Source organism: Verrucomicrobiia bacterium (genome assembly GCA_019634635.1).
Taxonomy (GTDB): Bacteria; Verrucomicrobiota; Verrucomicrobiia; order Limisphaerales; family UBA9464; genus UBA9464.
In genome coordinates this window covers 158,371-178,307 of record JAHCBB010000007.1, presented here as the reverse complement: position 1 = coordinate 178,307, position 19,937 = coordinate 158,371, and the positions used below count along the sequence as shown (strand labels likewise).

Genomic DNA, 19,937 nt, shown 5'->3' with positions numbered 1-19,937 from the left:
CCCCTTCGATTTCATGGATCGCTCGCTTTCCAGGACCGGCTTCGTCAACTGGCTGCTGCTGTTGATCGGCGGTGTCACCGTGATGGTCTTCGCGCGGCGGTCCGGTTCGGCAACCGGCGAGGTCGCGGTGGCCTTTTTTGGGGTCGCGTTGCTCATGGCAGTGGTCGCGTGGTTCCAGATGGGGCTCGCGAACCGCGAGGAGGCGGAACGGCTGGAGCTTGAGGACCTCGCCCGGGGTCGCGCCGATTCCGCCCTGTTCACGGCGAGCGCTGCGGAAGTGTCCCCCGCCCGCCGGGCCCGGGAGCAGTTTGATCGTTGGATCATCCCGGCCTTCACCCTGGTGCTCTTCGCCGGCGAATGCGCGGCCGTCTGGTACTTCTGGAACGATCTCAAGCGTCCCGACGACATGTTCGCCAAGCCGTCGGCGGCGGCGCTCAGCCTGGCGATCTTTGCCGCCGTGGCCTTCGTCCTGTTCCTTACCGGCCGCTATTCCGCGCGTCTTGCCCAACTCGAGGGCAGCGCGCTGCTGCGGCCGAGTGCCTCCGCGCTCATGCTCGGCTCCGTCGTCTCGGTGCTGGCAGCGCTGGCGTCCGGACTCGACTGGGCGGGCTTCGGACGCTGGGACCGGTTTCTGGCGCTGGGACTGACCGCCCTGATGGCCGTGATTGCCGTCGAGACGCTCGTCGGACTCGTGCTGGAGATCTACCGGCCCCGTGTCCGGGGCGGTGGGGTGCGGTTGCTCTACGAGAGCCGGATCATCGGCCTGCTCGGGCAGAGCGGCGGCCTGTTCGACACGGCGGCGCAGGCGCTCGACTACCAGTTCGGATTCAAGGTCAGCGACACCTGGTTCTACCGCTACCTCGAGCAGTCGCTGTCGGGGTTCGCCCTCGTCTGGGTGGCCATCCTCTGGTTCTCGTCCTGTCTGGTGGTGATCGAGCCGGTCGAACAGGCGCTGCTCGAGCGTTTTGGGAAGCCGGTCCAGGGACGCGAAGTCCTGGAACCGGGGCTGCACTTCAAGATGCCATGGCCCGTGGATGCCGCGCATCGCTACAACACCCGGGAACTCCAAACCTTCCTGGTGGGCGCGATCCCCGATCCCGAGATGGAGAAGGAGCGGCTGCTGGTCTGGACGCGACCGCACTACAAGGAGGAGTTGAACTTGCTCGTCGCCAGTGAACAAGCGGCCCGACCGTCCGGCGCCGGTCTCATGGAAGGGGGCGAGGCCGCCGTGCCGGTGAACCTGCTGACGGTCAGTGTGCCGGTCCAGTATCGCGTGAGGGACGTGCGCCAATGGGGCTACCAGGCGGCCGAGCCCGCAACGTTGCTGGAACGGATCGCCAACAGCGAGGTGGTCCGGTACCTGGTCAGCGTGAACATGGACGCGATCATGAGCCACGGCCGGCTTGAAGCCGCACAGCAGTTGAAGCGGCGCATTCAGACCGAGGCGGACGCTGCGGGATTGGGGGTGGACATTGTCTTCGTCGGCCTGCAGGACATTCATCCGCCGATGGGGACGAAGACGACGCCGGTGGCGGGCGCCTACGAGCAGGTGATCGGGGCGATTTCCGAGATGCAGGCCAGGATCCATGAGGCGGAGGGATACCGCCAGGAGACCCTGCCCCAGGCACGCGCCCGGGCGGTGGCCCGCACCAACGCGGCCTACGCGGCGGCCGAGCAGACCGTCCAGGCCGCGGCCGGGCGCAGTGCCCAGTTTCCCGGACAGCTCCGCGCCTACGCCGCCGCGCCGCGGGTCTTTCCCCAATGGGCGTACCTCGACGCCCTCACCAACGCCATCGGCCCGGCCCGGAAGTTCGTCCTCGGGGTGACCAACACCTCGGACGTCTTCGTCCTGAACCTGGAGGACAAGCTGCGACCCGACCTCGGGGACCTCGCCATTGATGCTCCGGAAAGGAAGTAGCCGTCCCGCTCCCCCATTTCTCCCTCATGAAGACCACCCGCCTCTCGCTCGTCGTCGGCGCCCTGTTGATCCTGGTGTTCCTGGCCCTGCTGTTCTGCTTCCAGGTGCGCACCACCGAGGTTGCCGTGGTGACCACGTTTGGGCGCTACTCCCGAGATGAACAGGCCGGCCTGCACTTCCGCCTGCCGGTGCCGATCCAGACCGTGTACAAGTTTGACAAGCGGCTCCAGAACTTCGAGCGGAAGTTCGAACAGACGACCACCCGCGACGCCCAGAACCTGCTGATCACGGTGTTCGTGGGATGGCGGATCTCCGATCCCCGGAAGTTCCTCGAAATCTTCAACGGCAACACGCTCAAGGCCGAGGAGGCGCTGGAGAACCTGGTCCGCAATGCCAAGAACGCCGTGATCGGACGCTACAACTTTGGTGACCTGATTTCCGCCGACTCCGACCAGGTCAAGTTCACCCAGATCGAGGACGACATGCTGAAGGAGGTCCAGGCGGCGGCCCGGGGCACCTATGGACTGGAGGTGGACCTTGTCGGCATCAAGCAACTCGGGCTGCCGGAGAGCACGACCACCAAGGTCTTCGAGCGGATGCGCGCCGAACGCGATCGCCTCGTGAAGCAGTATCAGGGCGAGGGCGCGGCACGCTCCCTGGAGATCCGCAGCGAGGCGGACCGGCGGCGGGACGAGATGCTGGCGCGCGCGGATGCCGAGGCGTTGCGCATCAAGGGCGATGCGCTGGCCCGTGCCTCCCAGGAACTGGCGGTGCTCGAGCAGAATCCGGATCTGGCTGTCTTCATCCTCCAGCTCAACGCCCTGCGCGACGCCCTGCGCGACCGCTCCACGCTCATCCTCGACCAAAGGACCACCCCGTTTAATCTGCTCACCGGGGACAAGGTTCAGACAGTCCCGTCGCTGTCCACCCGCAACCCCTGAGCCGCCCGCACCATGGCCGCCTCTCCCCAGACACCCGGGCCGTCCCGGACGCCCGGCCTGCCGGTCCGCGGCGTGGAGGATGCCTCCAGTCAGGCCCTCAACGAGGCACTGGGCAGCAGTTTCCTGCTGGTCCGGATCTTCGGAGTGCTGCTCCTCGCCGCCTTCGTTTTTTCCTGCGTCTTCACGGTCAGCCCCAACGAGGTGGCCATCGTGCTGCGCTTCGGGAAGCCGGTGGGGACCGGTCCCGACCAGATCCTGGGCCAGGGATTGCACATGGCATTTCCCTATCCGGTGGACGAGATCGTCCGGATCCGCAGCGGTGAGGCCAAGACGGTGTCCGCCTCCAACGCGTGGTACGCCACCAGCGCGGAGATGGAGGCCATGCGGCAGGGTCCGGAGGCGTATCCCAGCCTGAACCCGGGCGTGGACGGCTACGTGCTGACCAGCGACGGGAACATCCTGCATGTGCGCGCGACCATGACCTACCGGGTGACCGACCCGGTGGCGTATGCGTTTGCGTTCGCCAATGTGGAGGGGGTGCTGGCCAACGCGCTGAACAATGCGATCTGCCGGACCGGCGCGCGCTTCCAGGCGGACGCCGCGGTGTACCGGGACGTCGAGGCGTTCCGCAGCGCGGTCCGCGGACAGATGGCCGCCCTGATCGAGCAGGGCCGGTTTGGCGTGACGCTCGAATCCCTCACGGTCGAGGTGGCCCCGCCGGGCTATGTGAAGGAGGCCTTTGACGCGGTGCTGAACGCGGCGCAGGCGCAGTCCAAGACCATCAGCGACGCCCGGGGCTACTTTGACGAACGGGTGCGGAAGGCCGAGGGCGAGGCCGCCGCGATGCGCTCCGCGGCGCTGACGGTGAGCAACCGGCTGGTCCTGGCGATGGCGGCCGAGGCGCAGTATTTCCGGGATCAATTGCCGGCCTATGGACGCGATCCCGGCCTGTTGCGCACGCGCCTGCGCCTGGAGGCCCTCGGGCACATCCTGACGAATGCCCCGGACAAGTTTTTCATTCCGGACACCGCCGGCGGTCAACCCCGCGAGCTCCGGCTGCAGCTCAACCGGGAGCCGCTGGCGCCGGTGCGCCGGGATCCCTACGCAATGCCGCCGGCGCAGTAACCCCCCACACCCCACCGCGATGCAAGTCACCTCGCTTCTGTCCACCCAGCCCGCCCCCGGCTGCGAATGCGGCCACGACCACGGCGGTCTCGACCACTCGCACACCAACGTCAAGCTGACCCAGACGCTGATCGGCCTGATCTTTGTGCTGAACTCATTCCTGGTGGACTGGGTGTTCCAGAGGGGCAGCACGGTCGCCGGACTGAGTGCGATGATCGGGGCGATCCTGCTCGGGTATCCCATCCTCAAGGTGGCCTTCCTCGACCTGAAGCGCGGCCTGTTGAGCATCAACGAACTCGTCGCCCTGGGCGTCCTGGCGTCGGCCGCCAGCGGGGATTTTCGCACCGCGGGCATCGTCGCGTTCTTCATGCTCCTGGGTGAGATCATCGAGACCCGCACCGCCGCCGGCGCCCGGGCCTCGATCGAATCGCTGGTCAAGATCACGCCGACCAAGGCGCGGCGCCTGGTGAACGGCCGGGAGGAGGAGGTCCCGGCCAGCGAGTTGCGCGTGGGCGACGTCCTGCGGATCCGCCCCGGCGACAACATCGCCGGCGACGGCGTGATCCTCAGCGGCCAGGCGTCCGTCAACCAGGCCAGCATCACCGGCGAATCCCTGCCGGTGGACAAGACGGTCGGCGACCCCGTGTTTGCCGGAACCATCAATCTCACCGGCGCGCTGGAGATTCGTGTGACCAAGGCGGGTGAGGACACCGCGATCGGCCGGGTTCGGGAACTGATCCTGGCGGCGGAGAAGACGAAGCTGCCGTTCATGCGGATCATTGACCAGTACATGGGCTACTACACGCCGCTGGTCCTGGTCATCGGCGCGCTGGTTTGGGCGTTCACGCAGGACCTCACCCGGGTGATTGCGGTGCTGGTGGTGGCGTGTCCCTGTGCCTTCATCCTGGCAACCCCGACCGCGATGGTCGCGGCGTTGAGCGCCGCGGCGCGTCTCGGGGTGCTGGTGAAGAACATCGCGGACCTGGAGGCGGCGGCGCGCATCACGGCGTTCGTCTTCGACAAGACCGGCACGCTGACCTCAGGACGCCTGGTGGTGAGCCGTTTGAATCCGTTGGGGGATATCGCCCCGGCGGAACTGCTGCGCGTGTCGGCCAGCGTCGAACAGTTTTCGAATCATCCCACCGCCAAGGCCCTGGTCCAGCTCGCCGAGGAGGCCGGGGTGCCGCTGGCGGCGGCCACCGAGTTCAAGGAGACCGCGGGCCGCGGGGTCGCCGCGGTGGTCGAGGGCCAGCGGGTCCTGATTGGACGCGCCGCATGGCTGAAGGACAACGGGGTGGATGGCGGGTTCCTGGACACGGTGGACCTTGACGAGGCGGCCGGATTCAGCCTGCTGTTCGTCGCCCGCAATGGGGAATGCATCGGGTGGTTCGGCCTGCAGGACCAGGTGCGCGCCGAGGCGGCCGACGCGATCAAGGGACTCCAGGCGGTCGGCATCCGGCGCCTGGCCATGGTCAGCGGCGACCGCAAGCCGGTGGCCGAGCGTGTGGCCACCGAGATCGGCATGCCCGAGGTCGTCGCCGAATGCCTGCCGCAGGACAAGGTGGAGTTCGTCCGCGCCTACAAGGCCAAGGGACACCGCGTGGCGGTGGTCGGCGACGGCGTCAATGACGCGCCGGCCCTCGCCGCAGGCGACATCAGCATCGCGATGGGCGCGGCCGGCAGCGAGGTGGCGATCCACTCGGCGACGATCGCGCTGATGAACAATGACCTGCGGCGTCTGCCGTTCCTGATCCGGCTCTCCCGCATGGCCCGTGCGGTGATCAACCAGAACTTTCTGTTCGGCGTGTTCTTCATCATCGGCGGCCTCGCCGCCGCCGCCGCCGGCTATCTGAACCCCATCGTTGCCGCGATCCTGCACAATGCCGGTTCGCTGATCGTGGTGTTCAACAGCGCCCGACTGGTCCGTCAGGGCGAGGAACTGGAGCCCTTCGTGGCCCCCGTCCCGTCGCCGGCCGCCGCGCCGGATGCCGGGGGTTCCGCCAGGTTGACGCCCCAAGTGGCCTGAGGGCACGTTCGTCAAGCATGAGCACCCACGACACCTTGGAGCCGGTGGCACTGCGTCGCGAGCTGGAGCCGCCCGGCCGCCGGTCCGGACCGGCGGCCCCGGCCCGCGTGTGCGTCCCTCGTTGAACCGCTCCCATGGCCACGGTTCCCACCCCCCAAGCCCCCGGCGCCGCCCCCGCAAACCCCCGCGAGGTGATCATCCGCGCCACGGGGTTGACCAAGGTGTTCAAGGACTTCTGGGGCCGCCCGAAGGCCCGTGCCGTGGACGCCGTGGACTTCGAAGTCCGCCAGGGCGAGGTGTTCGGCCTGCTCGGCCCCAACGGTTCGGGCAAGAGCACGACGATCAAGATGATCCTGGGGCTGCTGTACCCCAGCCGGGGGGCGCTCACCGTGTTTGGCGAGTCGCCGCGGCATGTCCGGACCAAGGCGCGCATCGGCTACCTGCCGGAGGAAAGCTACCTCTACCGCTTCCTGAATCCCGGGGAGACCCTCGACTTCTTCGGCAATTTGTTCCACCTCGACGCCGCCGAGCGCCGGAATCGCGCGGAGCAGTTGATCGAGATGGTCGGGCTCAACCAGGCCCGCGCCCGCACGGTGGGCGAGTTCTCCAAGGGCATGCAGCGGCGCATCGGGCTCGCCCAGGCCCTGATCAATGATCCCGACCTGGTGATCCTCGACGAGCCCACCGCCGGGCTCGATCCCATCGGCTGCCACGAGATCAAGCAGCTCATCCTCGCGCTCGCCCGGCGGGGCAAAACGGTGATCCTCAGCAGCCACCTGCTCGCCGACGTGCAGGATGTGTGCGACCGCGTCGTGATCTACTATGGCGGCCGGATCCAGGCCCAGGGAACGCTCCAGGAACTGCTGGCGGAGCCCGACGAGGTGCAGATCACCGCACCGGTGGTCTCTCGGGACACGCTCCAGCAGGCCCTCGAACTGCTCCGGCGCGAGGCCGGCGACCGGGTCCGCGTGGACACACCAACCCAGAACCTTGAGAGTTATTTCCTCGGCGTCGTGGAGCGGGCCCGGGCCAAGGCCGATGCCACCAGCGGGGCGACCAGCGGCAACCAGGTCGCCCAGTTCATCGTCGGCGGTCAGGCCGAGGCGCCCTCGCAGTCCGGGCGCGTGCTGGACCGCCTGACCCGCCCCACCGCACCGGCGGCCGCTCCCGTCGAAGCGACGGCGTCCGCAGCGCCCGTGGATGAATCGCGGCTGGCGCAGCTCACCCGCGGCGGCATGCCGGCGGCAGGGGACGCCGACTCGAAGGCGCCGCCACCGGAGACCGCACCTGAGGCGGCACCTGCGGACCTCTCCAAGGCCAACGAGAAACTGTCGGGCCTCCTCGGCGGCCCGAAGCCCTGAGCGCCGCCGTGAGCCACTTCGAGATCTACCAGCATCCGTCGCAGGAACACCGCGCGATCCGGAGGGGATTCTCACCGGTGGCGGCGGTGCTCTCGTGGATCTGGCTCTATCGCCAGGGACTGTGGGTGGAGGGCTCCACCGCGCTGCTGGCCAACGGACTGGGCCTCCTGCTGCTGCACCTGGGAGGGGCGCCCACGCCCGCAGGGGTGGCGTTCCAGGCCGCGCTCGGGTTGGTGATCGGAGGGCTGGCGCGCCGGTTCCGGGAGCTGTCTGCCGAACGCTCCGGCTTCGCGTACGTTTGCACGATCCCGGCCCGGAATGGCCCCGCGGCCCTCGCCAAGCTGGCCGCGGCGGGCGGGGTGCCGCTCACCGAATGGCGCGCGCGCCGGATGTGGGTCGTGCCGGACCTGGTCCCCCGCGACCTTCGCGGCCTGGCCGCCGTCGCCCAGTTGACCCTCCGGGCGGCGTTCCGCTTCCGGCTGGTGGTCGTGCTCCTGCTGTTGCTGCTGGCGGTCGTCATCGCGCTGCCGGTCGTGATCAAGCACGATGGCTCGGCCCAGGGTTTCACCCAGATCCTCATCACCTACACGCTCACCAGCATCACCGCCCTGCTCGGGTTCGTCACCCTCTGGCTGGCCTGCGGGACGCTCGCGCGCGATGTCGAGGACGCCACCCTTCAGCTGGTCTGCGCCAAACCCATTCCGCGGTGGCAGGTGTGGCTCGGCAAGTGGCTGGGCATCACCCTGCTCAACCTCGCCTTCCTCGTCGTCACCGGCGCCAGCCTCTATGTGCTGCTGTACTGGAAGGCCTCCGGCCTGCCGGAACGGGAGCAGATGATCCTGCGCGAGGAGGTGCTCGTCGCCCGGGGAGTGGCCCGCGAGCCCATCCATGACTATGAACAGGAGGCGGAGAAGCTGACGCAGGAGCGGCTGCGTCAGGACACCGCCGCCCAGCTGGACCCGAAGTTCATCCGCGAGCAGTTCCGTCAGACCCTCCGGGCGCAGGACCAGGTGGTGCCGACCGACAGTTACCGCGTGTGGCAGATTCCCTTCGGCTCCCGCGCGGCCCGCCTGGCGGACAAGCCGCTGCAGATTCGGGTGAAGTTCTATTCGCCGGACATGGCGGGCTCGAGCACGCCGCACCAGTTCGGATGGGAGATCGGGAGCGAGGGGCGGACGCCGCTGCGGATCCAGAACAGTTTTGCCGCGGAATCGGCCAGCACGTTCCCCATCGGCACCAATCTCATCGGGGCCAACGGCATGCTCACCATCGTGGGCTACAACCTGAATCCGCGCCCGGTCCTGTTCCCCCTCGAGGACGGCCTCGAAGTGCTGTATCCGGTGGGCGGATTTGGTCCGAATTTTGTTCGCGGCCTCTCCATCATCCTGTTCTGGCTGGCGCTTCTGGCGGCGATCGGCCTGTTTGCCGCCTCCAAGCTCCAGTTCAGCGTCGCCGCCTTTGTGTCGTTCAGCATCCTGGTCGTCGGCCTGTCGAGCGGCACGCTGAAGCAGGTGGTTGAGCAACGCGGGATCGTGGGCATTGACAGCGAAACCGGAATGGTGGCCGAGGAGTCCATGGTGAACCGCGCCTCCGTGGCGGTGTACGGTTCGGTGCGCCGCCTGATCGAACTGGTGACCGGCTACAATCCAGTGGACGCCCTGAGCACCGGACGCAACATCACCTGGGGCCACCTGGCACGTGCGGCGTTCCTGGTGGTGGGAGTTGCCGGAGGGCTCTTTGGCGGGGCGGGCATCTGGATTTTCACGCGTCGGGAGCTGGCGGCCCCCATCTAGCCATGAACGCCAAGAAGGGGCTTCTCATCGGCCTGGTGGCGCTGTCGCTGGTGGCGTCGGGTTTCCTGCAGCGCGGGCTCAACCGCGAGCGCGAGGCCCTGGGCATCACGCGCACGACGGTGATCTCCAATGCGCCTCCGGTGCTGGCCTTCACCACGGTGGCGCTGGGCGCGTTCCGGGGGCTCATCGCCAATGCGCTCTGGATCCGGACGACCGAACTCCAGGAGGAGGGGAAGTATTTCGAGGCGGTGCAGTTGGCGGACTGGATCACCAAATTGCAGCCGCACTCCGACGCGCCGTGGATCTTCCAGGCGTGGAACATGGCCTACAACATCTCGGTCAAGTTCCCCGACCCGTTTGACCGGTGGCTCTGGGTGCAGCGCGGCATTGAGCTCCTGCGGGATGAGGGGCTGAAGTATAATCCGAACCGGGCGCTCATGTACCGGGAGCTCGCCTGGCTCTTTCAGCACAAGATGGGCGCGAATCTCGACGACGCCCACCGCGTGTACAAGGCCCAGTGGGCCACGATGATGAATGAGATCCTCCCGGGCGGGCACCCGGACTACCCGGCACTGCTGGATCCCCAGACCCCGGAGCAGCAGGCCCAGGTGCAGGAACTGGTGGAGCGCTTCAAGCTGGATCCCCGGGTGATGCAGGAGGTGGACCGCACCTACGGGCCGCTCGACTGGCGCCTGCCCGAGACGCACGCGATCTACTGGGCGATGGTCGGGATCGAGAATTCCCCGGAACAGGACAAGATGCCGCTGCGCCGGACCATCTATCAGCCCATGCTGGCCTCGCTCCACCATGGCCGGGTGCTCACCAACCGCATCACGGGCACCTACGATCTGCGCCCGAACCTCGACATGATCCCCAATGCCTCGAAGGCGTATGAGGACGCCATTGCGGCCGAGCCCGAACACAACCATGAGCACATCGGCCGGGCGCACCGCAACTTCCTGAAGGACGCGGTCTATTTCCTCTACGCCAACAATCGCGAGGCGGAGGCGCGGCGCTGGTTCAACTATCTCCGGCAGCGGTTCGGCGTGGGCCCGCAGTCGGGCCTGGATCCGGACGACACCATGGAGTCGTTTGCGCTCGGCAAAATCGAGGAGGATGCCAACGAGACGTCCCGGGACCGCGTCACTCAGGCGCTTCAGGGATTGTTGACCCGTGCCTTCTACAACATGGCCGTCGGCGACGACGACCAGGGGCTTGGCCTGGAGCGGATCGCGCAACGGCTTCACGACGTGTACACGGCCAAGACCACGCACCCGTCTTCCAAGGATCGCATTTCCCTGCCGCCGATGTCGGAGGTCAAGCGCGAGGTCCTCCTGGAATTGCTCCGCCCGGATCCCGAGGTGAATCCCGAGTTTCAGGAGCAGCTCCGCACCCGCCTGAATTTGCCGGCCGATTTCGGGGTTCCTGCCACCAATGCGGTCCCGGCCGCCGCCGGCGCGCCGGCACCAAACTGACGGGTCCGATGTCACCGGAAGCCGCCCATTCCCCGTATGTGGGCGCGAACAGCCCCGCCTACCACGAGGGCAAGCGCGCGGTGCCGGCCGCAGCGGTGCCGTGGATCGTCCGCAGCCGCGCCCGCCTGTTTGCCGCGCAGATCGGTCCCAACGCCGCCGTCCTGGAGTACGGCTGCGGCTTCGGATGGAACCTTGCCGGCCTGTCCTGCCGTCGTCGCGTGGGACATGACGTCGCCCTCCAGTTGCGACCCGCCGTCGAGGATGCCGGCATCGAGTTCGTCCCCGACACCGCGGCGCTTCCGGAGGGGATTTTCGATGCGGGCATCCTTCATCATTCCCTCGAACATGTCGGTGCGCCGGGGGCGGTCTTGCTGGAGATGAAGCGCCTGCTCCGTCGCGGAGGCCGGTTGCTGATCGCGGTTCCCTGGGAGTCGGGCCGACGCTACCGCCGCTTCAATCCCGCGGAACCCAACCACCACCTGTACTCGTGGAACGTGCAGACCCTGGGTGCGTTGGTGACCGTGAACGGATTCCACGTCGAGCATGCGGGACTGCGTCCGTACGGCTACGATCGCCGCGCCGCACTTCTTGCCGTGCAGTTCGGTCTGGGCGAACGGGGGTTTCGAGGGATTCGCGCGGTGCTGCGGCTGCTGAAACCCCTCCGGGAGGTCGCGGTGGTTGCCTCGAATGGATTTTCCCGGAAGGTCGGGGTGGCTTCGTGAATGCTGTTCCATCCATTCCCGGTTGGTGCCGTCTGGCCCTCGGGCTGCTGTGGGCGGCACCGTGGATTCATTTGGGCGCGGTGGCGGACCACGTGGAGCCGGAGGTCAGCGGCAGGCAGATGCCACGGGTGGCACCGACCGAACCGTCACTGGCGCCAGCCACCTTCGAGCTCCGACCTGGCTTCCGCGTGGAACCGGTGGCGACTGAGCCCCTGGTGGTCAGCCCGGTGGCCGTGGCGGTGGACGAACAGGCGCGGGCCTACGTGGTGGAAATGCGCGACTACTCGGAGCGCCGTCCGGAACGTCTGGGGCGCATCCGGCTCCTGGAGGATCCCGATGGCGACGGTCAGTACGACCGGGCGACGGTGTTCCTCGACGGATTGCCGTGGCCGACCGCGATCACCTGCTGGGACGGCGGCGTGTTCCTGGGGGTGACGCCCGACATCCTCTACGCAAAGGACACCGACGGCGATGGGATCGCGGATGTCCGCGAGGTCATCTTCACCGGGTTCGCATCCGACTACGCCCCGTATGAGACGAACCGGCTCAATGTCCAGGCGATGCTCAACTCGTTCCACTGGGGGCTCGATCACCGCATCCACGGGGCAACCAGTCTCAGCGGCGGCTCGGTGCGGCTGGTGGATTCGCCGTTCACCCGCCGTTGGCGGGCGGCAGCCGGGGGGGCGCCGTCGGGATCGGAGGCGGAAGGAGCGGTGAATCTGCGCGGCCGGGACTTTTCCTTCGATCCACGGAATCTCGATCTGCGCGCGGAAACGGGCGGCGGCCAGCACGGGATGAGCTTCGACGATGCCGGGCGGAAATTCGTCTGCGCGAATTCGGATCACCTCCAACTCATCGCCTTCAATGCCGAGGGCCGGCCCCCCAACCCGTACGTCGAGCTGCCACCCGCACGGGGCAGCATCGCTGTGGATGGACCCGCGGCCACGGTGTACCGGCGAAGTCCGGATGAGCCCTGGCGTGTGCTGCGGACCCGCTGGCGTGTGGCGGGGCTGGTGCCGGGGCCGATCGAGGGTGGAGGAAGGGCGAGCGGCTACTTCACCGGGGCGACCGGCACGACCGTGTATCGTGGCGACGCCTACGGTCCGGACTTCGCCGGCGATGCCTTCATCGGCGATGCCGGAGGCAACCTGGTGCATCGCAAAAAACTCCGTCCCACCACCACGGGATGGCTGCTCGCCGGGGAACGGGCGTCCGATGAACAAACCTCCGAGTTTCTCGCCAGCACCGACAACTGGTTCCGGCCGGTCCAGTTCTACAACGGACCGGATGGCTGCCTGTGGGTGCTCGACATGTACCGGGAGGTCATTGAGCACCCGTGGTCCATTCCGGCGAATTTGAAGGCCCGTCTCGATCTGGACAGCGGGCGCGACCGGGGACGCATCTGGCGGATTGTTCCCAATGGATTTCGCGCGCGACCGGATCGCCGGTTCGTGGATCCCTCGCGTCCCGCGGACCTCGTGGCGCTGTTGGGAGACTCCAACGGATGGCACCGGGATACCGCCGCGCGCCTGCTCCACCAGTTGCAGGATCCGGAGACGGTGTTGCCGCTCCGCCTTCAGGCCGCCAATCCCACGAACCGGCTGGCACGTCTCCATGCATTGACCGTCCTGGATGGCCTCGGCGGACTGGAGGTGGCGGCGCTCCGGCAGGCCTTGGAGGATCCCGACCCGGCGGTGCGCCGCCAGGGCGTCCGGCTCGCGTTTGCGTCCGGCGAGCGGGACCTGATGCCGGCGTTGGCCAACCTCGCGGCCGATCCAGACCCGTGGGTTCAACTCGAGGTCGCCCTCGGGCTTGAATCCTGGCCGCCCGCCGCGCGAATTCCTCCGCTCGTCACCCTGCTGCAAACCGGACCGGAACTGGTTCGCGATGTCGCCGTGCACGCCGTTCGCGACGGCGATGGTGAAGTCTTTCGGCAGTTGACGACGGGAAGTCCCGCACCGCTCGCGCAGGGCGAGGCGCTCCGTTCGCTGGCGCGTGCGATCGGCATCCGAAACGATCCGGGGGCCGTGGAAGCGGTGATTGCCACACTGGCGGCGCGACCCGGCGATGGGCTGGCACCCGCCCTGGTGGCGGCGTTGGGCGACGGACTCCGTCGCGCCGGCACGGAGCTCGTGGTTGCGGATCCCACGGGCAGCCTGGACGCGGTATTCCGCACCGCCCTCCGGCAGGCACGCGAGGGGACGCCAGCCCTGCGTGCCGATGCGGTGGCGTGCCTTGCCCAGCAACCCTGGGATCGCATCGCCACCGAGGTGGGCGGCTGGTTGGCTTCCGGATCGCCTGAGGACCAGTCGCTGGGGGTTGCCGCGGCGGGCCGCTACGACCTCCCGGCGTCGTCGGCGCTCCTGGTCGGGATGCTGCCGGCGCTGTCCAGGAACGCCCAGTCCGAGGCCGTGCGCCTGCTGCTGAGGCGTCCGGCGACAACCCGCCGGTTGCTGCTGGCCGCTGCCGACGGCCATGTGGCGGCTTCCGGCTTCCAGGTGGACCAGCAGAATGCCCTCCGGGATCATGCGGATGTGGAGATCCGGGAGCTGGCCCGGCGGTTGTTTGGAGAGCCTCCCGAGAGCCGGGCGGACGTGGTGACCCGTTTTCTGCCGGCATTGAATCACTCCGGCGATGCGACGCGGGGTGCCGTGCTGTTTCAGGAGCGTTGCGCCACCTGCCACCGGCATCGCGGCGAAGGAGTTGAACTGGGGCCCGACCTGGACTCCGTGAAGTCCAATGGACCGGAGAAATTGCTGGTCTCCATTCTCGATCCAAACCGCGAAGTGCCACCGCAGTTCACCGCGTGGACCGCGGAGACGCGGTCCGGCGAAACCTACACGGGCCTACTGGCCCGGGAATCGGAGACCTCGGTGACCCTGCGGACGGCGGGCGGTGCCGAGACGACGCTGTCCCGCCGGGACCTGGCGGTCTGGCGTCCCGAAGGCCGTTCCCTCATGCCCGAGGGCCTTGAGGCCGATCTCACCCCGGAAGACCTCGCGGCACTCCTCTCATTTTTGTCGCCGCCGTAAGCGACGGAAGGAGTACTGCGGGCTTCAGGAGTTATAAGTACGCACCGACGCCCCAAATCGGTCCGCGATTTTGCCCCCAACGACGCTCCGAAAGATCCAGAGGACTGGGCGCACATTCCGCGAGGGATTTTGGGGTGTGCGGCGTGTACCGGGTTGAAACGATGAATGCTTGCTTTCCTGTCCTGAAGGGCACCGCGCAGTTGGGCGTCGTGCTGACGCTGCTGAACCTCCCCATCGTCGCGCAACAGCCAGTGCCGGTTGCGGCAGCCAATCCTCCTCCGCCGGCATTTCCGTCACCGAATGCCGATCCATCTGCAATTAGATTCAACCTCAGTTTTCCAGGCGGGACCGTGGTGGAGTTTGTAAGCGCGGTTTCAAAGGCCCGCGGAACACCGGTCAATGTCGTCATTTTGCCGGACGACTCCCAAACGATGATCCCGCCCCTGAACATGCATCAAGTGGATGTGCCAACCCTGTTCGCTGCAGTGACCCAGGCAAGTTCAAAGTCAAATCAGCGTTATGTCGCTTTGGGGAGGGGAGCGAGCCAAATGCAAAAGGTCATGGAAGGATTCGGATTTCAGGCCACCCAAACTGGCACGTCCGAAACGCCCGAAGTCTGGGTGCTGCGTGTCTTCCGTCCCCCACCTGAGGCAATTCCCGACGAGCCGGTCATTGCGGTCGAGCCGGTCAGAGAGCCCGAGACGGTTCGTTTTTTTAATCTCGAATCACTCCTGACCCATCTTACCATCGACGACATCACCACCGTTCTGTCTGCGGGCAATGAACTCCGGACCAACGGCAAGGAACGGCTCAATCTTAAGTTTCACAAGGAGACCCAGTTGCTTATCGTGCGGGGAACCCGCGAGGAACTGGCGATGGTGGAGGAGGCCCTGAGGATGTTGGAACACTCGACGCGATCGGGGGGGCGGCCGCCTCCCACCAGGCAAGCGAAGTAGGTTCGCCTGGTTGGAATGCCCATGGCTGCCTCCATTCTCCCGTTGAGTTCGTCGCCCTTCCGCAGCGAGTCGGCTTCCGGTGCTGCGAGGCCGGCGGAAACCACCGGCATTGGCGGGCTCACAGTGCGGTTGACGAAGGGAGACGAGGCCGCGTGGGCGGAGGTTCATCGGGAGTACGCGCCGCGTCTGTTCCGGTATTTGCTGGTGGTTACCGGCGGACGGGAGGAACTCGCCACCGAGGCCCTGCAGGCCACCTGGATTCGCTGCGTGCGGCACATCCGGCGTTTCGAATCGGAGGAGACCTTCTGGAGCTGGCTCACGGTCCTGGCCCGCAGTTCGGTGACCGATGAGCACCGGCGCCACAATCGGTTTCTGGGATTCCTGCGGCGCGTTTTCGAGAGTCAGCCGGCGGTGCCGCCTCAGCCGCCGCCGGATACTGATGCTGAACTGCTTCCGCTCCTGGAATCCGGATTGGAGGCACTGCCTGCCGCGGAACGCGCGCTGCTGGAGGGGAAGTACGTGCAACACCGGTCTATCCGCGAACTGGCGGCGGAGTGGGGATTCACCGAGAAGGCTGTGGAGTCGCGCCTGGCGCGGGCGCGAATCCGGGTTCGCGAGACGGTATTGCGCCAGCTGAGAAGGGAGTCGGAGAATGAATCCTGACCCATTGCTGGAAGAAGTGCTTGGCCCCGACGATGCGCGAATGGCGTCATCGCTTTCCAGGACCCTGCGGGCCGCGCGCGGACGGCGTCGCCTCCGTCAAGGTACGCTCGCCGCCGCGGTGATGGCGGTCCTATGCCTGGCGGATCTCCTGCTGTGGCATCGGCTGGAGCCACGACGGGCAGCGAGTTCCCTCGCCGTGACGACGGGTCCTGCGCCGGCGGACAGCGTCCGCCCCGTGTATGACCTCGTCCATTCTGCGGCGCTTCCGTCGTCGTTGGTGCTGGAGACGCGACCCAACCCGGCGGCGGTGTCCTTGGCCACACAGCCCGGCGCCACCGTGGAATGGATCAATGACGATCAACTGCTGGCGCTGGCACCGGGATGCCTGGCCCTGACGCGCTCCGTGCGGGGAACTGAGTTTGTGGCTTTGTGCGACGACCTCATCGGGTCGCCGTAAGGCTCGGGCAGCCGAGGAGGGGCGGACGCGCCGACTTCTTCCGATGCTTGGAGTCCTCAAATCGGCAGGCCCATTTCGGAACAGCCACCCAGGTGCGCCCCCTCGGAAACCAGAGGCCCACTTTCGAACCCGTGCCCCTTCGCGACAACAACCGTCTCCTTTGATCCTCCTCCTTCCCGAAAAGCATTAAGGCTGGGGCAGTTCCGGCAAACACTCCACGCCGACGGCCTTGGCCGCTTTGCGCAGTTCGAGGTCGAGAGTTGCCAGGGAAATCCGACGGCGCATCGCCAACTCCAGACAGGCGGCATCGTGGGCGGTCAACCGGTGTTCCCGGGCAAGGGCCAAGGTGGAAGTGACAGCAGCGCTGCCGGGAAAGTGCGCGATATCCGCCGCCAGGCACCGACGTCGGCGCTCTCCCATCAGCAGGGTGTTGGCGACCTCCAGCGGCCAATGCCGAGCGACAACTCCCTGCGCGCCCTGATTCAATCGGTCCGTCAATGCATCGGTTGCGGCCGTGGCTTCTTCCTCGAAAAACCACGCGGGCCTCCGGACGGTGGATCTCGACACTGGAGGGCTATCGGGCCTTCCATCCAAAGCCTCTCCCTCCCAACTTGGACTGGACTCCGGCCCTTGCAGCGGCGCTGGCGGATGCCTCCCTGCTGGTGGGCCGGTTGGCGGGGGAAGGCCGACGGTTGCCCAATCCGCACCTGCTCATCCGGCCGTTCGTGCGTCGCGAAGCGGTGCGGTCGAGCCGCATCGAGGGGACGCAGGCGACATTGGGGGAGTTGCTGGCGGCTGGGGCGGGAGCGGCCGTGGATCGCAGCCCTGTTTGGGGCGGCCGACGGAGTTCTGAGCTCTGCCGAGATGGAGCAAGGCTTCCGCGAGCCAGAGGTGTTGACGGGAGGATTCGCCGCGCTTCGTGAGCCGCTGGTAGAGGGCGACGGACTCGGTGGCTGCACTGAGGGCGTCCGGCAGGTGGCCGGCGGCGGCGGATTTCAGTGGATTGCCGGACCGTGGCAACGGCGTGGGCGATGTCCCCGGAATCGTGGAGGCATTGTGCCAGAGTCAGCAATGAGTAGGCACGGGCTTCCAGAATCGCCGGGGACCCGGGTTGGGGAATGGATTCAAGGTGTTTCAGGGCATCGGCTGCCGCCCCCAGCGCTTCACGCATCCGAATTGCCGTTTTGGCCGCCATTCGGAGCGCTTCCGCAAGATTGCGGTGGTGTCGGGCGATTTCGAAGGTGTCCTCAGTGGTCGGACTTGGGAGGGAGTGCAACACGGAGAGCGCAGAACGGGCGTGTCCGGCAGCGCGGCGGTAGGCCTTCGCCTCGTATTCCCGGTTGAAGAGATTCTGAAGGGCGAGCGCCAGGAGCCTGCGATCCCTGGCGTCCCGTAGCGACTTGAGTTTCCGGGCGACTTGGACGGCGCGCCGGGCTGCGAGGAGAGCCTTGTTGGCGTCACCGGCCCCCGCGCACCAGGACGAATACGAGGTCCGTGCAGCCACGGGGTCCTCGGAGAATCGGTGCGCGGACTCGCGAGACAAAGATTCCAAGTAGTCCACTGAGCGGCGGGCCAGCGCCGCGGCGCCACTCACGTCGCCTTGAAGGCCCAGGTGATGGCCGTCGCTGTTCGCAGCAGCGAGGTGGCGGTCGAGGAACTGTTCGCGGTCGCCAGCGACGAGCTTCAGGTACAACTCATGCGCGATGGCGGCATGGTCTCTGGCCTCAATGTGGCGGCCTTCGGAACCAAAATTCGCCGGCAGGGGGGCATCGCAAAGTTCTGAATTCAGAACAGGTCTCCTCCTCGAAATATTGTCGGTCCGGTGGTTCGACAGCTTTGCGAGAAGGCCGGTCTCACGCAGCAGGAGCTGGTTGCCAAACTGAATCTGCTCGGCTGGGACATCAGCCGCGAGACCCTGGCGAAGATCGAGTCCCAGATCCGTTGCATTGCGGATTTCGAGCTTCAGCATTTCGCCGGGGCATTCGGCGTTTCCTTGGAACGGCTCTTCGAGAGGCCGGGGCACGAGCGCGATGGCCGCGCCCGCTGAAGTCCGGGCGGGTCGAAGCGGAGCGCGGGACGGCAGGGTGAGCCGGGTGGATACGGGGGCATGAAGGAAACGGCCTGTGTGCGGGCGATCTGGACATTCCCGGCGACCGCGCATTGTGGGAGCAAACCGGCGGCTGCTGCGCGAAGTCACACCCGGATTGCCAACACCCTTCCGTCGAGTTACACTGCATACAGTAGATGGAGGTGTCACTATGAGTGCTTCAGCCGTGGTCAGCGTGCGACTTTCCCAGGACGAGGCCGGCCGGCTTCGTCTCCTGGCCAAACGCATGGGCAGGTCCGCCAGTGATGTTGGTGCCCAGCTGCTCGCCGAGAGCTTGCGCCAGGCGGACTTCGCCTTCATCGAGTTCCGGGATTCGCCGGTGGGGCGCCAAGCCTACGTTCAAGGCTCCCGGCTCGCGGTCTGGCAGGTGATCACCCTGCTGCGGGATCACCAGAATGATGCCGCCAAGGTGGCCGCGCACCTGCGCTGGCCGGAGGCCAAGGTGCATGCCGCGGTCGCGTATGCGGACGGATATCCCGACGAAATTGAGGACGCGATCCGGGAGAACGACTCGGGGAGTTTCGAGACACTTTCCCGTCTTCTTCCAGGACTCCAGCGCATGAACGCCAAGTCGCGGGACTCCCGCTGAGGCGCCATGCTGAAGCTACTGACCGACGAGCATCTGTCCCCGGCCATTGCTCCGGCGGTGCGGAAGCGTTCGCCGGAGGCGACGATCCTCTGCCTCCGTGACTGGAGAGGGGGCCACTTTCTTGGGGCGTCCGATGCCCTCGTACTTGGCGAAGCGGCGACCGAGGGGCTGACCCTGGTGACCTTTGATGTTCGCACCATTCCACCGCTCCTCAAGAACTGGGCCGAGCAGGGGAGCGACCACGCTGGCGTCATCTTCGTGGACCGGCGCAGCTACGCGCAGAATGACGTGGGAGGGATTGCCCGGGCGCTGGCGCTGCTTTGGGCGAGTCACGGAAGGCTGGAGTGGCGGAACCGCTACTTCTTTCTGTAGGGGGCAACGGCGGTGGATCGGTTCTGTTTACGAGTTGATGATTGTGGGCGACGACGACGGCGTGTGCCCGGTAAACGACCGCCAATCGGAACACCTCCCCGGGATGAACCAGAACCGAATCCAGAATTCCTCTTAAAGTGACAGGTTCAAAGATTGACACTTGGCCTCGCCGTGAAGCGCGGCGGCCGCCTGGCCACGTTCGACCAGAGCATTGACGCCTCCCTCATCCCCGGCGGCCCGGCCGCGTACCACCTCATTCCCACTCTTTAGTCGCACGTTCCAGTATCCTCTATCGAGACCCAGTTCCCCATCGCCCGCCCTTTTGTCGAGTCCTACAAGCCGCGCAGGGCGAACAGGAGTCCGACGCTCACCCGGTTGGGCAAATTAAGTTCAGCGCTTT

The 19,937-nt window shown here is 66.8% G+C and carries 18 protein-coding genes; 16 read left to right on the top strand and 2 right to left on the bottom strand.

The window, feature by feature from the left end; all coding sequences use genetic code 11:
* Positions 1 to 13: 13 nt before the first annotated feature.
* The 12 genes from KF791_07070 (at position 14) to KF791_07015 (ending at position 16,469) form a co-directional block, all read left to right on the top strand.
* Positions 14 to 1,918 (top strand): protease modulator HflK, encoded by a 1,905-nt coding sequence (locus KF791_07070; GenBank protein ID MBX3732341.1) that lies wholly within the window; start codon positions 14 to 16, stop codon positions 1,916 to 1,918.
* A gap of 26 nt (positions 1,919 to 1,944) precedes the next feature.
* Positions 1,945 to 2,859, top strand: coding sequence for a protease modulator HflC (locus KF791_07065; protein ID MBX3732340.1), 915 nt, complete (start codon positions 1,945 to 1,947; stop codon positions 2,857 to 2,859).
* Positions 2,860 to 2,871: 12 nt separating this feature from the next.
* A complete protein-coding gene (locus KF791_07060; GenBank protein MBX3732339.1) occupies positions 2,872 to 3,984 on the top strand; it encodes a protease modulator HflK in 1,113 nt (370 codons plus the stop codon).
* A gap of 19 nt (positions 3,985 to 4,003) precedes the next feature.
* A complete protein-coding gene (locus tag KF791_07055) occupies positions 4,004 to 6,010 on the top strand; it encodes a cation-translocating P-type ATPase (protein MBX3732338.1) in 2,007 nt (668 codons plus the stop codon).
* A 134-nt stretch (positions 6,011 to 6,144) separates the two neighbouring features.
* Positions 6,145 to 7,371, top strand: coding sequence for an ATP-binding cassette domain-containing protein (locus tag KF791_07050; protein MBX3732337.1), 1,227 nt, complete (start codon positions 6,145 to 6,147; stop codon positions 7,369 to 7,371).
* A gap of 8 nt (positions 7,372 to 7,379) precedes the next feature.
* On the top strand, positions 7,380 to 9,164 hold the full coding sequence (locus KF791_07045; protein ID MBX3732336.1) for an ABC transporter permease subunit: 1,785 nt from the start codon (positions 7,380 to 7,382) through the stop codon (positions 9,162 to 9,164).
* 2 nt (positions 9,165 to 9,166) lie between these two features.
* Positions 9,167 to 10,639 carry a hypothetical protein gene (locus KF791_07040; GenBank protein ID MBX3732335.1) on the top strand — a complete coding sequence of 491 codons (1,473 nt, stop codon included), beginning with the start codon at positions 9,167 to 9,169 and terminating at the stop codon, positions 10,637 to 10,639.
* An 8-nt stretch (positions 10,640 to 10,647) separates the two neighbouring features.
* On the top strand, positions 10,648 to 11,361 hold the full coding sequence (locus KF791_07035; protein ID MBX3732334.1) for a methyltransferase domain-containing protein: 714 nt from the start codon (positions 10,648 to 10,650) through the stop codon (positions 11,359 to 11,361).
* Complete coding sequence (locus KF791_07030) at positions 11,358 to 14,393, top strand: HEAT repeat domain-containing protein (protein ID MBX3732333.1); 3,036 nt, start codon at positions 11,358 to 11,360, stop codon at positions 14,391 to 14,393. Before KF791_07035 ends, KF791_07030 begins: the two co-directional genes overlap by 4 nt.
* A gap of 161 nt (positions 14,394 to 14,554) precedes the next feature.
* Complete coding sequence (locus tag KF791_07025) at positions 14,555 to 15,349, top strand: hypothetical protein (protein MBX3732332.1); 795 nt, start codon at positions 14,555 to 14,557, stop codon at positions 15,347 to 15,349.
* A gap of 21 nt (positions 15,350 to 15,370) precedes the next feature.
* Positions 15,371 to 16,012, top strand: a complete 642-nt coding sequence (locus tag KF791_07020; GenBank protein MBX3732331.1) for a sigma-70 family RNA polymerase sigma factor — start codon at positions 15,371 to 15,373, stop codon at positions 16,010 to 16,012.
* Complete coding sequence (locus KF791_07015) at positions 16,002 to 16,469, top strand: hypothetical protein (protein ID MBX3732330.1); 468 nt, start codon at positions 16,002 to 16,004, stop codon at positions 16,467 to 16,469. The genes KF791_07020 and KF791_07015 overlap by 11 nt, the downstream gene beginning before the upstream one ends.
* Positions 16,470 to 16,655: 186 nt before the next feature.
* Here the strand turns inward: KF791_07015 and KF791_07010 are convergent, their stop codons facing one another.
* A complete protein-coding gene (locus KF791_07010) occupies positions 16,656 to 17,036 on the bottom strand; it encodes a type II toxin-antitoxin system VapC family toxin (protein ID MBX3732329.1) in 381 nt (126 codons plus the stop codon).
* Here KF791_07010 and KF791_07005 point away from each other — a divergent pair.
* From KF791_07005 to KF791_06990, 4 genes are all read left to right on the top strand, one after another.
* Positions 16,967 to 17,392, top strand: a complete 426-nt coding sequence (locus tag KF791_07005; GenBank protein ID MBX3732328.1) for a hypothetical protein — start codon at positions 16,967 to 16,969, stop codon at positions 17,390 to 17,392. The genes KF791_07010 and KF791_07005 overlap by 70 nt on opposite strands.
* 677 nt (positions 17,393 to 18,069) lie before the next feature.
* Positions 18,070 to 18,252 (top strand): hypothetical protein, encoded by a 183-nt coding sequence (locus KF791_07000; protein MBX3732327.1) that lies wholly within the window; start codon positions 18,070 to 18,072, stop codon positions 18,250 to 18,252.
* Positions 18,253 to 18,516 (top strand): helix-turn-helix transcriptional regulator, encoded by a 264-nt coding sequence (locus tag KF791_06995; GenBank protein ID MBX3732326.1) that lies wholly within the window; start codon positions 18,253 to 18,255, stop codon positions 18,514 to 18,516.
* A 211-nt stretch (positions 18,517 to 18,727) separates the two neighbouring features.
* A complete protein-coding gene (locus KF791_06990; GenBank protein MBX3732325.1) occupies positions 18,728 to 19,165 on the top strand; it encodes a ribbon-helix-helix protein, CopG family in 438 nt (145 codons plus the stop codon).
* 250 nt (positions 19,166 to 19,415) lie between these two features.
* Here the strand turns inward: KF791_06990 and KF791_06985 are convergent, their stop codons facing one another.
* On the bottom strand, positions 19,416 to 19,697 hold the full coding sequence (locus KF791_06985; protein ID MBX3732324.1) for a hypothetical protein: 282 nt from the start codon (positions 19,695 to 19,697) through the stop codon (positions 19,416 to 19,418).
* Positions 19,698 to 19,937 lie beyond the last annotated feature (240 nt).